This is a genomic window from Streptomyces shenzhenensis (assembly GCF_021462265.1).
Classification (GTDB): domain Bacteria; phylum Actinomycetota; class Actinomycetes; order Streptomycetales; family Streptomycetaceae; genus Streptomyces; species Streptomyces shenzhenensis.
The window spans coordinates 77,640-91,582 of the sequence record NZ_JAJONF010000004.1; the positions used below are offsets into that span (position 1 = coordinate 77,640).

A 13,943-nucleotide genomic window follows, 5' to 3' on the forward strand; every position below is an offset into this window, starting at 1 on the left:
GAACCCGGCCCTGCCGCAAGCCCCTCGGAAGGATCCGCCGGGCCGGGTGCCGACGGGACCGTCAGCCGTTGACGCAGACGTTGCCGAACGCCGGGCTGAGCAGACCGTCGAAGCCGAGGGTGTCGCCGCACGCGTTGACCGGAACCTGTGCCCGCCCAGCCTGCAACGCGGCGGCGATCTGCCGGCTTTCGAGGTTATGGCGCTGCGGCCGGAACCTCATCGGGCTCCGGAAGGGACGCCGTGCGCGCTGGAGCCGCGATCACCGGCCGGCCCCGAGTGCGTTGATGCCCTCCGGGCACGGCGGCGGCCCCGGAGTCGGCACGTGGTGTATGTCCGTGCGAAACTCCGAGGCCGCCCGCGGGTCATGCCATCGGCCCCACCGGGTCCGGCTACTCGCCGGTCTTCTTCACCGGGGCCGCCTCGGCCCACTCCGGACGCGTGGTCGGATGGCCGTCCACCGTCTCCACGAGGGCCTTGGAGTTCTGAAGCGTTTCCATCAGCGACCGCGGGCCGCGGAACGGCCGGCCGCCGATGTGCCAGCCATCGGTGTGCAGTTCCTCGATCAGCACCCAGACGACCTCACGGAACGCCTCGGAACCCTCGAACCGGACCATCACGTCGGTGAGCGCCTTGGCCATGGCGTGCTTCTCGTCCTCGGAGAAGACACCTTCGACGAGCTTGACATTGACGAACGGCATGAGAGGTACTCCTCGTGGTAAGGGCACGGCAACCGAAGTGCCCAGGGATGAAGTTCAAGGCCTTCCCCGCAGACCAACGGCTCGGGTAGAGCGCATGGGCCGGTGACGGCGGATGCCTTCCTGGAGTCGGCGCTGCTGCCCGCCGACGAGAACAACTCTCGCTTCGACGTCCCGCCATGACATGAGTCGCGTGACTGTCCGTCCGAGACACCCGAACAGTCACCTTGCCCGTCAGCCACCCCGCGGACCGGAAAACGCCCTCTCGGCCGCGCACACGGCACCTGCGACGGGTGCGAGCGGCACCCTCCGGACAAGTGCGGAGGGGAGCGCACGGGCGCGGCCGGACCCGCGGTTCGACGGCACCAGCGGACGGCGCCCGCCCACGACGTGCGGTCACCCTTGTCATGTGACGGATGCAGCCGGCCGGCGCCGTGGTCAGTGACCGATGCAACCGCCTCGGCCTGGCGCGACCGCACGTCGGCCACCAGCTGTCGCTGCTCTTCACCGAGGGGGCGAGCACCAGCGCCGGGCGGGCGTGAAGGAGAAGCGGGAGCGTTGCGGCCCCGACGTCAGCTGCCACACGCCGCTTCACCCCGCCGGGCCGGCGACGAGGAGATCGTGCAGGATCTGATGGCCGTCGCGCGGACGGCACGGACGCCTGTCTCCCGCTGCCGACCCCCCCGGCCCGCGCGTAGCTCCTCGCGGAGGCGGCCGACCGGGCGCACACGCCGGTCACCCTCGTGGGCCGCCGCCCCATGCAGGCTGGATGAGAGGCCCGGCCGTGGAGTAGCGGAATTCGGCCGTGAGTGCGGGCCGGGGACAGGGCGACCCAGTGGATGCGCATGTGCGGCGAGCGGGTACGGCACACAGGTCGTTCGTGAGCGGAAGAGCCCGGGTGCCGATGAGTCACGGGACGCCCTTCAGAAGGTGGGAACGTCCCTCCGCCCTTGTTCTCGAACGTCGGTCGGACATCGGTCAGCTGACCGGACCGCAGGGGTGTGATCGTGGGGCACCCCGCTTCGTCGGCGCGATGAGCTGCCGCGGTTCCGTCGTTCAGCCGTGATGCGACCGTTCGCCGCCTCGCTGCGAGGGCGCAGCGGGCGAGGGCCGGCCGCGCCCGCACCGACGGCCTGGGCGGTTACCGATGAGGCTCTGAAGGCGACCCGGGTTCCAGGACGTCGCGCAGCATGGCACGCGACGTGATCCCCAGTTTCGGGTACATCTGGTAGAGATGAGCGCCGACGGTCCTGTGCGAGAGGAACAGGCGCTCCGCTATCTGCTTGTTGGTCAGGCCGGAGGACGCCAGCCGCGCTATCTCCAGCTCCTGGGGCGTGAGAGTGTGCGCCAGCGACGTTCTGGGGCGACCGCTGTTCCAGCCGGTGGCCCGCAGCTCCGTCTCGGCACGCTCCACCCAGGGCCGGGCCCCGAGACGTTCGAAGGCGGACAGCGCGGCGGTGAGGGGGCCTCGGGATTCCGCGGTCGCCCTGACGCGTCGCAACCGCTCGCCGTGGGCCAGCTGGACGCGGGCGAAGTCGAAGGGCCACCTCTCCGCCCCGGGAACCGTCAGGGCTTTCGCGAACAGTCTCAGGGCCTGATCGTCGTCCGTGGCGCACAGGGCGGCGGAGGCCTCTGTCAGCAGGGCGTGCCGTGACGAGATCGCGGCCACGCCGGCCTCCCGCATCGCCCGCACATGGCCGGCCGCCTCCGCCTGCCGGTTGGTGCGGACGGCGGCCTCCACCAGGTCCATCGTCACCCACAGGGCGTGCGGCGCGTGTGAGGCGAGGCTTCCCGCCGGGCTGATCGCGATCGCGTGCGCGTACGCGCCGCCGAAGTCACCGCGTCCCAGGTCCGCCACGGCGGCCGCGTGATGGGCACAGTGCGCCGCACAGTCCGCCCCGCGAGGCAGTGCCCAGTGGATGATCCGCTCGACTGCCCTCTGCGCCCGGTCCGCTTCCCCGCGCGCGGCACCGAGGACGGCCTGGATGTACAGGAAGTACCAGGCGAAGGCGCTGTAGCCGTGGGTCTCGCAGACCTTGACCCCCTCGTCGGCCAGTTGTGCCGCCTCGTCCCACAGCCCGGTGAGGTAGTCGTCCAGGCACAGGTGGATCAGTGCGGACAGGTACCTGCGGGCCGGGCCACCGTCGCGGCCCATGCGTACCACCCGCCACGCCGATTCGCGGACGTCTGTGAGCCGGTCGAGGTAGAGGGCGGCCGTGCCCGTCCGCGTGACCTGTACGGGGTCGTTCACGTCTGCCAGTTCGGCCACGAGCTCGTCGAGTTCCGCCGAGGCCGCGGCCCCCGTGCGCGCGGGGTCGGAGAACGTCCTGCCCAGCGCGGACAGAACGAGCGGCACCTTGGGAGTCAGTTTCTCCAGCGCCCGGTAGTAGGGCTGCCACAGGCCGGGCCGGGCGCCGAAGAAGCACAGCAGCGCGAGCGAGTGAAGAGCGTCTACGAGCGCCTTGTCCTCGGCGTCGTACCCGTGGTTCCCGGTTTCGATGGCGTACACCAGCAGGCGGTGGGCCGTATCGACGTCACCGTCGCCGTTGAGGATGAGGAGGGCGGCGGCCGCCGCCGAGTGCGGGGAATTCCTCAGGTCCCGCGCCGTGTGCCGGGCGTCGTCCAAGAGCTTTTGGGCACCGGGCAGCGAGCCGGTGGACTCGGCGCCCACGTAGGCGGCCTCCGCGAGTCGGCGGTCGCGGTCGAGGCCCGACGGGGTGAGGTCCGCGGACCGGATGAGCGTCTGCATCCCGCTCACGGCGTCCCCACGGCGCAGAGTGATGCGCGCCGCCTGCTCCAGCAGGGCGGCCACGTGCTCGTCCGGTTCCAGGGTCGCCTCGCCGAGATGCCAGGCCCGGCGTTCGGGCTGGTCCACCAGGACCTGGGCGAGTGCCGAGTGCACCGCTCGCCGCTCGCCGCTGGTGGCGTTCTCCACCACTGCGGAACGGATGAGCGGGTGACGGAACCTCAGCCGACGCGTCCCCTCGTCGATGTGCACCAGCTGGTCACGCTCGGCGGGTGCCAGATCGTCGAGGTCGTACCCCTCGTCCGTCTGCCGCGAGGCCGCCTGCAAGACTCCGAGATCGCCCGCACCCTCCAGTGCCGCCAGCAGGAGAAGCTGCTGAGAGGGCCGCGGCAGACCGCGGACCCGGGAGCCGAACAGCGTCTCCAGGCGCTGGCTGAGCGGCAGCACGGTGGGCAGGTCGTGGAGGACCCGGCCCTGCGCCGTGGGCAGCACCGACGGCAGTTCCAGCAGAGCCAGTGGGTTGCCACTCGCCACGGTCAGCAGGCGCCGGCGGGCACTGGCGACCAGGTCAGGGAACCGCGCACCCACCAACTGCGCCGCCTCCTCCTCCTCCAACGGCCGCAGCCGGTGCTCCGGCAGGGCACCGCCGTCGTACAGGCTTCGCGCTTCGGAACGTGAAGCGGCGAGGAAGCTCATGCGGATGCCGCTCGCCCGCCGGGCGACCAAGCCCAGGACGGCCGCACTCGCCCGGTCCAGCCAGGGAAAGTCGTCGACGACCAGCAGCAGCGGATCACCGGCGGCGACCTCGCGCAGCAGGAGCAGTACGGCGTTGGAGACCATCAGACGTTCCGGCGGTGAACCGCTTTCGAAGCCGAGCGCGACCCGCAGGGCATCGCGGAAGGGTCCCTCCAGTTCGCTGAGCGCGTCCTGGAACGGAAAGAGGATCTGGTTGAGACCGGAGTAGCTGCAGTTCGCCTCGAACTCCACACCGGCAGCACGCAGAACCAGGGTTCCTTCCGCGTGCGCCGCCTCGGCGAGGGCGTCCAGTACCGCGGTCTTCCCGATGCCGGCGTCTCCCGACAGCAGCAGCGCTCCACCCCCGGCCCCGAGGCCCAGAAGGTCACGGATCCGGCGCAAGTCGCCGTCCCGGCCGATCAGAGGGTCGGCCGGGACGCGCCTGGTGGTGTCACCCCCGGTCACTGCACGCTCCCCTCGCTCACAGGGCTGTCCCGGCTGATCCCACGCGCGAGGGCGGCGTGGTGATCCGCGGGCGGCGCCCTGTGCGCGGATTGTCCGCCAACAGTATGCACGACACATCGTTGGACAACCTGTCCATTTCTTATTTGGCCAGGTTGGGAAGGGCATGAGATGTTCTTGCTCGGTCTCGCATCCGGACGTCATCCTCAGCGCGGGGCCGTTCGCGGGCCGGGCGGAGCCCGCCACCCCCGCCGCCGGGGGTGGCTCCGGAGGCGGAGGCGGCGGGCCCGCACGGGATCCGGCATCGGCACCGGGCCTCGGACCGGGTCAGCCGCCGGTGCCGAGCGCCTGCCTCAGTACGGTGACGGCCTGGGCGATCGCAGCGCGGGCCGCATGCGTCGACGACAGCGCGTCGAGCATGACGAAGTCGTGGATGGTCCCGCCGTACCGGGTCGCGACGACCGCCACTCCGGCGGCCCGCAGCTTCGCGGCGTACGCCTCCCCCTCGTCCCGCACCACGTCGGCCTCCGCGGTGATGACGAGCGCCGCGGGCAGATCGGTGAGCTGCTGTACGGTCGCCCGCAGTGGGCTGGCCGTGATCTCCGCCCGCTGCCCCTCGTCGGTCGTGTACTGGTCCCAGAACCATTGCATGGCGTCGCGGCGCAGGAAGTAGCCCTCGGCGAACTGGTGGTAGGAGCGGGTGCCGAAGCCGGCGTCCGTGACGGGGTAGAACAGCACCTGCTGGACGAACGAGACGTCCCCGCGTTCCTTGGCCAGCAGGGTCAGGGCGGCGCTCAGGTTGCCGCCCGTCGAGTCACCGGCGACGGCCAGCCGCGCGGGGGCGATGCCGAGGTCGGCTCCCCGGCTCGTCACCCACCGGGCCACCGCGTAGCACTCCTCCAGCGCGAGGGGGTAGCGCGCCTCGGGGGACAGCGAGTACTCGGGGAAGACGACGGCGGATCGCGTACCCACCGCCAGCTCACGCACCAGCCGGTCGTGCGTGTCCGCGCTGCCGAAGACCCACCCCGCGCCGTGGACGTAGAGGATGGCGGGCAGCGGGCCCACCGCCCCCTTGGGGCGCACGATGCGCACCGCGACGCTGCCCTTAGGCCCGGAGACCGCGACCCAGTTCTCCTCCACCTCATGTCTGTCGAGCTCTCCGGACTGCACGTCCTGCACCGCCCTGCGGCCGGCCACCGGTCCCAGACCGAAGGGGAACGGCGGGGAGGCGGTCGCCTCGGCGAACGCGCGAGCAGCCGGTTCGAGCACCGGTTGCGCCGAGCTGAAGACGTCGTCGGGCATCACGCACTCCTTGCAGATGAGGGCGCCGCGCGCGGGCGCGGCGCTTCGATGCCGGCGAACCGCGCCTCCTGACAGCCGAGCGCCGCGGCCTCGCGCATGCGCGGGACCGGACTCGATGCAACTCCTGCGGGAAACCCCAGGCATCGGTCATGCGACTGGGACCTTCCCGCACTGCCCCTGGCACACGACTGCCGCGGTCCTCGCGGGCACGCCTGCAGCGAGCAGTCGGCGGGACCTGGGCCCCGTCCACGCGGAAGACGGCGTCTGGCGGGAAGAGTTCCCGCGGCAGGGCCTCGACGGCCCAGTGGTCCCGGCGCAGCAGTACGTCGGAGTCGGTCACGCCGCTTGCGTCGGACCGCGCCTCTGCCGCCGCGCGCTGCGCGGCGAACTCCGCGCAGGCGGCGCAGCCGGAAACCGGTTTTGGGGCCGGGGTGTCGCTCGCAAGAAACCAGGCGGCCCGGTCGTCGTCGACCGGGCCGCCTGGGACGCCTTCACGTCGTCGCTGTGACCGTCAGCCGCAGGCCGTCGCCTTGGTGTAGGACGCGTCCTTGTAGCCGATGCTCGTCGACTTGCGGACCTGGTAGCGGCGGTTGGCCACGTTGATCTTGAACCAGACTTTGCGCTTGATGCCCTTGTAGTGGGCGACCTCGTAGCCACCGCTGACGTAGTCGTGGACGAGGCGGTTGTCGGCGTTGGAGAAGGTCTTCTTGCCGGCGATGCCGTCCGCGGTTCCCGCGTGGAAGTGGCTCTGGAACTTCTTGGTCGCCGCCTTGGTGCTGGGGCCGAATTTGCAGTCGATCCCGGAGGCGGTCAGGTAGCCGTCGGCGTAGAGCACCGCCTGCCACAGGGCCGTGGCGTTGCTGTGGGCGTGGGAGGTCGTGCTCAGGTTGCCCTCGTCGCTCCAGTCGCTGGTGATCGCGCCGGAGCCCGCCGTGATGTAGCCCTGGGACGTGCTCGCCGACGCCGGCGTCGTGGCCGCGGCCACGCCCCCCGCGAGCGCCGTCGCGAGGACGACGGCCGCCGCACGCTTGCCCACTGACATGGTGATCCCCCTTCGTGTCCGGACCGTCCCCCGTGGCCGGTCTCTCGGAACACCGGAAACGTAGTGGGCGGGGACGGTGCGGCGAGTCCCGTGGGGGTTTGAGTTTTCCGGAGCGGCTACAACCACCGTGGTACGTGCCGCACCGCTCTGGTTTGACGCCGGGGCCCCGCCGGGCAGTCCGAGGCGGGCTCGCGCGGCGGCCGGCGGGCCGTCAGTCCGTGCGCGGATCGTCCGGCTTCAGGGACTTCAGGAACTCCGGGTTGTCGTCCGGTGCGACCCATCGTTCGCGTGGTTGCCGGGACCGGCCCGCGATCAGCCAGGCGACCGGGCCTACCAGGACCTCGCCGAAGAGCAGGATGACGAACACCCACGCCAGCTTCGGCAGCGCGCGGATCTCGTCCTCGGGGGTGTTCAGGCAGTCCACGAAGGCGTAGATCCACAGCGCGAGGACCAGCAAGTAGGGCAGATACCTGAGCATGGCGGCCAGACTAGCGGGTGACCGGGGCCGCGGATCGGCACCCGGGCATCATGGTTCCCCGCTGACGGGAGGGGAAGCGATGCGGGTGCGCGGGTGGTCTCGCAGGAGCCGGGTGGCGGCCGGGCTGGCCGGGGTGGGGCTGGTGGCCGGGGGCGGGCTGGTGGCCGGCGAGCTGGACTCGCCGGTGTTCGGCCTGGCGCAGGGGCCGTTCGCGCGGGACCCGGCCTGTGCGCGGTTCGCCGACCGGTACCCCGGCCGGCTCGGCGGTACCACGCGGGACCGGGTCACCTTCGAGGGCCTCGCGGTGTGGGGGCACGGAGCGGTGGAGCTGCGGTGCGGAGTGAATCCGCCGGCACCGACCACGCAGGCGTGCGTCAGCGTGGACGGCGTGGACTGGGTGTGGCGCGAGACGGCGGCGGACGGCCGTAAGAAGCTGGTCACCTACGGCCGCAGCCCCGCCGTGGAGGTCTCGATCGCCGGCTCCGTTTCGAGCCCGGACGCCGTCCTGGTGGACCTGAGCCACCTGGTGGCACCGATCCGCGAGGGGCACAAGTGCCTTGCCGACGGGGCGAGTTGACGACGGCCGCTACTCCGCCAGCAGCGGCCGGGTGATGGTGCGGACGTCGGCCTCCGTCAGGGGGCTCAGGTACTTCGCGGCGATCTTCCCGTCCCGGTCGATGAAGAGGGTGTACGGCAGTGCCTGCGGCAGGTACCCCTTGGGCAGCCGGACGAGCTTGCGGCTGCCGGCGTCGTGCAGGCTCGGGTACGTCAGATGGTGCTCGTCCTGGAAGGCCCGGCCCCTGTCCTGCCGGGCGTCCGTGTCCACCCCGAACACCTGGACCCCCTTCGCCGCCAGCGCCTGCTGCGCCCTGGACAGTTCGGGCGCCTCGGCCCGGCAGGGCCCGCACCAGGACGCCCAGACGTTCAGGACGACGACCTTGCCCCGGTACTCCGCGAGGCTGACCGCCTTGCCGTCGAGACTGCTGCCGGCGAGGTCGGGCACCGTCCTCCGGTCGGCGGCCGGCACGCGAGTCAGCGGGGAGACCGGCGAGGCGCCGCCCTCCCGCGGCGGCGTACACGCCGCAGCGAGCACGAGCAGCGGCACGAGCAGCGGTAACCAGCGATGACTTCTCACGGCCGACGAGTATGCAGGGGGCGGTGACCGGCCCCGGACCCCGGGTGGCCGATACTGGGACCCATGGCTTACGACGATCTTCGCTCCCTGCTCCGGGCACTGGAGCGCGAGGGTGACCTCAAGCGTGTCAAGGCCGAGGTCGACCCGTATCTGGAGGTCGGGGAGATCGTCGACCGGGTGCAGAAGTCCGGCGGACCGGCCCTGCTCTTCGAGAACGTGAAGGGGTCGAGCATGCCCCTTGCGATGAACGTGTTCGGCACCGACCGGCGGCTGCTGAAGGCCCTGGGCCTGAAGTCGTACGGCGAGATCTCCGAGAAGATCGGCGGACTGCTGCGCCCCGAACTGCCGCACGGCTTCGTCGGCGTACGCGAGGCGTTCGGGAAGCTCGGCGCGATGGCGCACGTGCCGCCGAAGAAGGTGAAGTCCGACCACGCGCCCGTCCAGGAAGTGGTCCTGACCGGGGACGACGTCGACCTCGACCAGCTCCCGGCGCTGTTCACCTGGCCGCAGGACGGCGGCTCCTTCTTCAACCTGGGCCTCACCCACACCAAGGACCCCGAGACCGGCATCCGCAACCTCGGCCTGTACCGCCTGCAGCGCCACGACCGGCGCACCATCGGCATGCACTGGCAGATCCACAAGGACAGCCGCAACCACTACCAGGTGGCCGCCCGGCGCGGGGAACGCCTCCCGGTCGCGATCGCCTTCGGCTGCCCCCCGGCGGTCACCTACGCGTCCACGGCCCCGCTTCCCGGCGACATCGACGAGTACCTGTTCGCCGGGTTCATCGCGGGCAGGCGGATCGAGATGGTCGACTGCAAGACGGTCCCGCTCCAGGTGCCCGCGCAGGCCGAGGTCGTCCTCGAGGGCTGGCTGGAGCCGGGCGAGATGCTGCCCGAGGGCCCGTTCGGCGACCACACCGGCTTCTACACCCCCCAGGAGCCGTTCCCGGCCCTGACCATCGACTGCGTGACGATGCGGCGGCGCCCGCTGCTCCAGTCGATCGTGGTGGGCAGGCCGCCGACGGAGGACGGCCCCCTCGGCCGTGCCACCGAACGCTTCTTCCTGCCCCTGCTGAAGATCATCGTCCCGGACATCGTGGACTACCACCTTCCCGAGGCCGGCGGCTTCCACAACTGCGCGATCGTCTCGATCGACAAGAAGTACCCGAAGCACGCGCAGAAGGTCATGCACGCGATCTGGGGGGCGCACATGATGTCCCTCACCAAGCTGATCGTGGTGGTCGACTCCGACTGCGACGTCCACGACCTGCACGAGGTCGCCTGGCGGGCCCTCGGCAACACCGACTACGCCCGTGATCTCACGGTCGTCGAAGGCCCCGTCGACCACCTCGACCACGCCTCCTACCAGCAGTTCTGGGGCGGCAAGGCGGGCATCGACGCGACGAAGAAGTGGCCCGAGGAGGGCTACACCCGTGACGGGGGGTGGCCGGACATGGTCCTGTCGGACCCGGACACGGCCGAACGGGTGACGCGGCGCTGGAAGGAATACGGACTGTGAGGGGCAGGGCGATGATGATGCGTGGCAGCGCGGCGGCGGGGCTTCCCCGCCGTGGCGGAGGTGGTCCGGCCGATCGCCGGCGGACGGAGTCCGTCCTGTGACCGCCTCCGCCGCCGCGGTCCCCCAGCCGGGCCGGACCCGCGCCTTCCTGCGCCTGGTGATGATCGAGCACTCGGTCTTCGCGCTGCCCTTCGCGTACATCGCCGCGCTGACCGCGATGTTCGAGCTGGACAAGAACATCCACTGGGGACGGCTGCTTCTGGTCACCGTCTGCATGGTCGGTCTGCGCACGTTCGCCATGGCGGTGAACCGGATCATCGACCGTGAGATCGACGCCCGGAACCCGCGCACCGCCCACCGGGAGCTGGTCACCGGCGCGATGAGCGTCAAGCACGCCTGGACGGGCGCGCTGATCGCGGTGGCGGTCTTCCTCGGCTCGGCGGCCCTCCTGAACCCCCTCTGCCTGGCGCTCGCCCCCGTCGCCGTGATCCCGATGGTGGTCTACCCCTACGGCAAGCGGTTCACGAACTTCCCCCAGGCCATCCTCGGCCTCGCCCAGGCCATGGGGCCGATCGGCGGCTGGCTGGCGATCACCGGCGAGTGGTCCTGGGACGCGGTGATCCTCGGCCTCGCCGTCGGCATCTGGATCGGCGGCTTCGACCTGATCTACGCCTGCCAGGACATCGAGACCGACCGCGAGATCGGCGTCCTGTCGGTCCCGGCCCGCTTCGGCGTCCCGGCGGCGGTCTGGGGCGCCCGGGTGTGCCATGCGGTGACCACGGGGCTGTTCGTCTGGTACGCGGTCCGCACCGGTGCGGGCGCGTTCTTCTGGCTGGGGCTGGTGATCGTGGCGGGCGCGTTCGTGTACGAGCACAACATCGTCCGCCCGCACGACCTCTCCCGCGTGAACCGTGCCTTCTTCAGCGTCAACGGGTTCATCGGGATTGCCCTGTTCGTGTGCGCGCTCCTCGATCTCGTGGTGCGGGGGCTCACCGTCTGAACACGGTGCGGCCTGCCGTCGTGCGCAGAGCGAGGGAGGCCGACGTGACCGTCTCGGACAGCGACCGCCCGCACTCGCAGCCCGCCCGGTACGAGGACGTGTTCCGCGGGTACCGGACGCAGCTCGGCGGCCTCACGGTGGACACCTCCCGCCTCCGCGTCGACCCCAAGGCCCCCACCCGGCCTGAACCCCGGTCGGCGCGCCGGTACGCTCAAGATGTGAACGCAGGAGAAACGCAGCGCGTGCCTTGGATCGTGGGGGTGTCCGGGGCCTCCGGAACGCCGTATGCCGCCGCCGTGCTGCGTGCCCTGCTGGACGTGGGGGAGAGCGTCGACCTGGTGGTCAGCCGGGCCTCGCGGCTCACCCTGCTGGACGAGACCGGGATCTCCTTCCGGGACGCGCACTGGAGGGACGACCTGGCGGAATGGCTGGCACGGGGGGCCGACGGCAAACCGGTGGCCTTCGAGGGCGGCCTCGCCCGGGTGCGGTACTGGAGCGCCGGGGACCTGGCCGCCGGGCCGTCCTCCGGGTCGTACCCGACGAAGGGCATGCTGATCGTGCCGGCGTCCACCGCCGCCGTCGCCGGGGTCGCGCTCGGCCTCTCCAAGGACCTGCTCCAGCGGGCCGCCGGCGTCACCCTGAAGGAGCGCAGGCCGCTCGTCGTCGCCGTCCGCGAGACCCCGCTGAACGGCCAGACCCTGCGTCACCTGGTGACCCTGGACGACCTGGGTGCGGTCGTCGTCCCCGCCTCACCCGCCTTCTACGCGGGCGCGACCCACATCCAGGACCTCGTCGACTTCGTCGCCGGGCGGGTGCTGGACGCGGCCGGTGTGGGGCACCGGCTCTACCGCCGCTGGGAAGGGGACCTCGGCGGCGCGAGCGCGCGCGACGCGAACGAGTAGCACCCGCGCCCCCGGCACCGCTCACCAGCATTTCTGCAGCACCTCTGCACCACCTCTGCACCACCTCTATCTACTTCGGGAATCTTCAGCGGAAGGCTTCGATCGCATGGACGCCGTGGACAGGCAGCTCATCCAGGCCCTGAGGGAGAACGGCCGGGCCTCGTACGCGGAGCTGGGCCGCCTCGTCGGACTGTCGGGACCCAGCGTCACCGACCGCATCAACCGGCTGGAGGCGGCCGGGGTCATCACCGGCTACCGCGCCACCGTCGACGCGGCCTCGCTCGGCCTCGGCGTCACCGCCCTGATCGGCATCTCGCTCTCCGACGCGGCCGACCACGAGGACGTGGCACAGCGGCTGCGGGACCTGCCGGAGATCGAGGACTGCTGGTTCATCGCCGGTGACGACTCCTTCATGCTCAAGGTGCGTTCGACGGATGTCGACGGCCTGGAGAAGACCATCCGGCGGCTCTCCGGGACGAAGGGCGTCTCCCGGACCCGTACCACGATCGTGCTGTCCACGAAGTGGGAGAACCGGGTGGGGGAGCTCCCCGAAGAGGTGTAGGCGCGAAGCACCCTTCGGGCCCCGTCCGCCCGGAGGGCGGGGGAGTAGTCTCGGTCAGGCTGTCGTAGAAAGGTTGTGGCATGGACGTCGGGCTCAAGCGTGAGCTGGAGGAGAAGGTCCGTTCCGGTGAGCGGCTGACCCGCGAGGACGGCATCGCGCTGTACGAGTCGGACGACCTCGCCTGGCTCGGCGGCCTCGCCCACGAGGTGCGGACGCGCAAGAACGGTGACGTCGTCCACTTCAACGTCAACCGGCACCTCAACATGACGAACGTGTGCACCGCGTCCTGCGCGTACTGCTCGTTCCAGCGCAAGCCGGGCGAGAAGGACGCGTACACGATGCGCATCGAGGAGGCGGTCAAGCTCGCCAAGGCGATGGAGAGCGAGAACCTCACCGAGCTGCACATCGTCAACGGCCTGCACCCGAACCTGCCCTGGCGGTACTACCCGCGTTCGCTGCGTGAACTGAAGGCGGCCCTCCCGCACGTCTCCCTCAAGGCCTTCACGGCGACGGAGATCCACCACTTCGAGACGATCTCCGGTCTGTCGGCCTCCGAGATCCTCGACGAGCTGATCGACGCGGGGCTCGAGTCCCTGACCGGCGGCGGCGCGGAGATCTTCGACTGGGAGGTCCGGCAGCACATCGTGGATCACCGCACCCACTGGGAGGACTGGTCCCGGATCCACCGCCTGGCGCACGAGAAGGGTCTCAAGACCCCGTGCACCATGCTGTACGGCCACATCGAGGAGCCGAAGCACCGGGTGGACCACGTCCTGCGGCTGCGCGAGCTCCAGGACGAGACCGGCGGCTTCCAGGTCTTCATCCCGCTCCGCTACCAGCACGACTTCGTGGACATGAAGGACGGCAAGGTACGCAACCGGCTCCAGGCGCGGACCCAGATGGCGACCGGCGCGGAGGCCCTGAAGACCTTCGCGGTGTCGCGGCTGCTGTTCGACAACGTGCCGCACGTCAAGGTCTTCTGGGTCATGCACGGCGTCCAGACGGCGCAGCTGGCGCTGCAGCACGGCGCGGACGACATGGACGGGTCGGTGGTCGAATACAAGATCACCCACGACGCGGACAACTACGGCACGCCGAACAAGCTCACCCGCGAGGACCTGCTGGACCTCATCCGCGACGCGGGCTTCCGGCCGGTGGAACGGAACACGCGGTACGAGATCATCCGCGAGTACGACGGCCCGGACCCGGCGCGCAGGGAGTCCCCACAGCCGATGCGGGTGTGAGCGGGCCGACGGTGCGTGTTCGGGTGCGGGTGCGTGGGGGCTTGTCGCGCCCACGCGGCGGAGCCGCATAGCGATACAGCCCCGCGCCCCTGAAAGAAATGGGCCGCTGCAGTGCGCCC

Annotated in this window: 14 protein-coding genes; 7 read left to right on the forward strand and 7 right to left on the reverse strand. The window is 71.0% G+C overall.

The window, feature by feature from the left end; translation table 11 throughout:
- Positions 1–61: 61 nt before the first annotated feature.
- Positions 62–220 carry a chaplin gene (locus LQ326_RS06910; protein ID WP_234533779.1) on the reverse strand — a complete coding sequence of 53 codons (159 nt, stop codon included), beginning with the start codon at positions 218–220 and terminating at the stop codon, positions 62–64.
- Positions 221–389: 169 nt separating this feature from the next.
- Positions 390–698, reverse strand: a complete 309-nt coding sequence (locus tag LQ326_RS06915; RefSeq protein ID WP_234533781.1) for a tautomerase family protein — start codon at positions 696–698, stop codon at positions 390–392.
- Positions 699–1,111: 413 nt separating this feature from the next.
- Between LQ326_RS06915 and LQ326_RS47785 the strand changes: the two genes are divergently transcribed.
- Positions 1,112–1,237, forward strand: coding sequence for a hypothetical protein (locus tag LQ326_RS47785; protein WP_268206758.1), 126 nt, complete (start codon positions 1,112–1,114; stop codon positions 1,235–1,237).
- A gap of 599 nt (positions 1,238–1,836) precedes the next feature.
- On the opposite strand, the gene LQ326_RS06920 is transcribed toward LQ326_RS47785, so the two are convergent.
- From LQ326_RS06920 to LQ326_RS06935, 4 genes are all read right to left on the reverse strand, one after another.
- Entirely contained in the window at positions 1,837–4,641 is a 2,805-nt protein-coding gene (locus LQ326_RS06920; RefSeq protein ID WP_234533783.1) for an AAA family ATPase, read from the reverse strand.
- A 324-nt stretch (positions 4,642–4,965) separates the two neighbouring features.
- On the reverse strand, positions 4,966–5,940 hold the full coding sequence (locus tag LQ326_RS06925; protein ID WP_234533785.1) for an alpha/beta hydrolase: 975 nt from the start codon (positions 5,938–5,940) through the stop codon (positions 4,966–4,968).
- A 511-nt stretch (positions 5,941–6,451) separates the two neighbouring features.
- The gene (locus LQ326_RS06930; protein ID WP_234533786.1) at positions 6,452–6,982 is read right to left on the reverse strand and encodes a peptidoglycan-binding domain-containing protein; all 531 of its coding nucleotides are present in this window, start codon (positions 6,980–6,982) and stop codon (positions 6,452–6,454) included.
- A 211-nt stretch (positions 6,983–7,193) separates the two neighbouring features.
- Positions 7,194–7,460 (reverse strand): PLD nuclease N-terminal domain-containing protein, encoded by a 267-nt coding sequence (locus LQ326_RS06935; RefSeq protein ID WP_234533788.1) that lies wholly within the window; start codon positions 7,458–7,460, stop codon positions 7,194–7,196.
- A 112-nt stretch (positions 7,461–7,572) separates the two neighbouring features.
- Here LQ326_RS06935 and LQ326_RS06940 point away from each other — a divergent pair, with 112 nt between their 5' ends.
- The gene (locus tag LQ326_RS06940; protein ID WP_234533791.1) at positions 7,573–8,037 is read left to right on the forward strand and encodes a DUF3515 family protein; all 465 of its coding nucleotides are present in this window, start codon (positions 7,573–7,575) and stop codon (positions 8,035–8,037) included.
- Positions 8,038–8,046: 9 nt separating this feature from the next.
- On the opposite strand, the gene LQ326_RS06945 is transcribed toward LQ326_RS06940, so the two are convergent.
- Complete coding sequence (locus LQ326_RS06945; protein ID WP_234533793.1) at positions 8,047–8,595, reverse strand: TlpA family protein disulfide reductase; 549 nt, start codon at positions 8,593–8,595, stop codon at positions 8,047–8,049.
- A 63-nt stretch (positions 8,596–8,658) separates the two neighbouring features.
- Here LQ326_RS06945 and LQ326_RS06950 point away from each other — a divergent pair, with 63 nt between their 5' ends.
- The 5 genes from LQ326_RS06950 to mqnE all read left to right on the forward strand — a co-directional run bounded on the left by LQ326_RS06950 (position 8,659) and on the right by mqnE (position 13,824).
- Positions 8,659–10,116, forward strand: coding sequence for a menaquinone biosynthesis decarboxylase (locus tag LQ326_RS06950; protein ID WP_234533795.1), 1,458 nt, complete (start codon positions 8,659–8,661; stop codon positions 10,114–10,116).
- Between the two features lie 97 nt (positions 10,117–10,213).
- A complete protein-coding gene (gene mqnP, locus LQ326_RS06955) occupies positions 10,214–11,116 on the forward strand; it encodes a menaquinone biosynthesis prenyltransferase MqnP (RefSeq protein WP_234533797.1) in 903 nt (300 codons plus the stop codon).
- 242 nt (positions 11,117–11,358) lie between these two features.
- Positions 11,359–12,018, forward strand: coding sequence for a UbiX family flavin prenyltransferase (locus LQ326_RS06960; protein WP_234534248.1), 660 nt, complete (start codon positions 11,359–11,361; stop codon positions 12,016–12,018).
- Positions 12,019–12,124: 106 nt separating this feature from the next.
- Positions 12,125–12,580, forward strand: a complete 456-nt coding sequence (locus LQ326_RS06965; RefSeq protein ID WP_103812702.1) for an Lrp/AsnC family transcriptional regulator — start codon at positions 12,125–12,127, stop codon at positions 12,578–12,580.
- 80 nt (positions 12,581–12,660) lie between these two features.
- On the forward strand, positions 12,661–13,824 hold the full coding sequence (gene mqnE, locus LQ326_RS06970; RefSeq protein WP_181803833.1) for an aminofutalosine synthase MqnE: 1,164 nt from the start codon (positions 12,661–12,663) through the stop codon (positions 13,822–13,824).
- The last annotated feature ends 119 nt before the right edge of the window (positions 13,825–13,943 follow it).

Excerpts from the sequence above, each read along its gene's own strand:
- LQ326_RS06910 (WP_234533779.1), bottom strand. The coding sequence starts at position 220 with ATGAGGTTCCGGCCGCAGCGCCATAACCTCGAAAGCCGGCAGATCGCC.
- LQ326_RS47785 (WP_268206758.1), top strand. The coding sequence starts at position 1,112 with ATGCAGCCGGCCGGCGCCGTGGTCAGTGACCGATGCAACCGCCTCGGC.
- LQ326_RS06930 (WP_234533786.1), bottom strand. The coding sequence starts at position 6,982 with ATGTCAGTGGGCAAGCGTGCGGCGGCCGTCGTCCTCGCGACGGCGCTC.
- mqnE (WP_181803833.1), top strand. The coding sequence starts at position 12,661 with ATGGACGTCGGGCTCAAGCGTGAGCTGGAGGAGAAGGTCCGTTCCGGT.
- LQ326_RS06925 (WP_234533785.1), bottom strand. The coding sequence starts at position 5,940 with ATGCCCGACGACGTCTTCAGCTCGGCGCAACCGGTGCTCGAACCGGCT.
- LQ326_RS06965 (WP_103812702.1), top strand. The coding sequence starts at position 12,125 with ATGGACGCCGTGGACAGGCAGCTCATCCAGGCCCTGAGGGAGAACGGC.
- LQ326_RS06950 (WP_234533795.1), top strand. The coding sequence starts at position 8,659 with ATGGCTTACGACGATCTTCGCTCCCTGCTCCGGGCACTGGAGCGCGAG.
- LQ326_RS06915 (WP_234533781.1), bottom strand. The coding sequence starts at position 698 with ATGCCGTTCGTCAATGTCAAGCTCGTCGAAGGTGTCTTCTCCGAGGAC.
- LQ326_RS06935 (WP_234533788.1), bottom strand. The coding sequence starts at position 7,460 with ATGCTCAGGTATCTGCCCTACTTGCTGGTCCTCGCGCTGTGGATCTAC.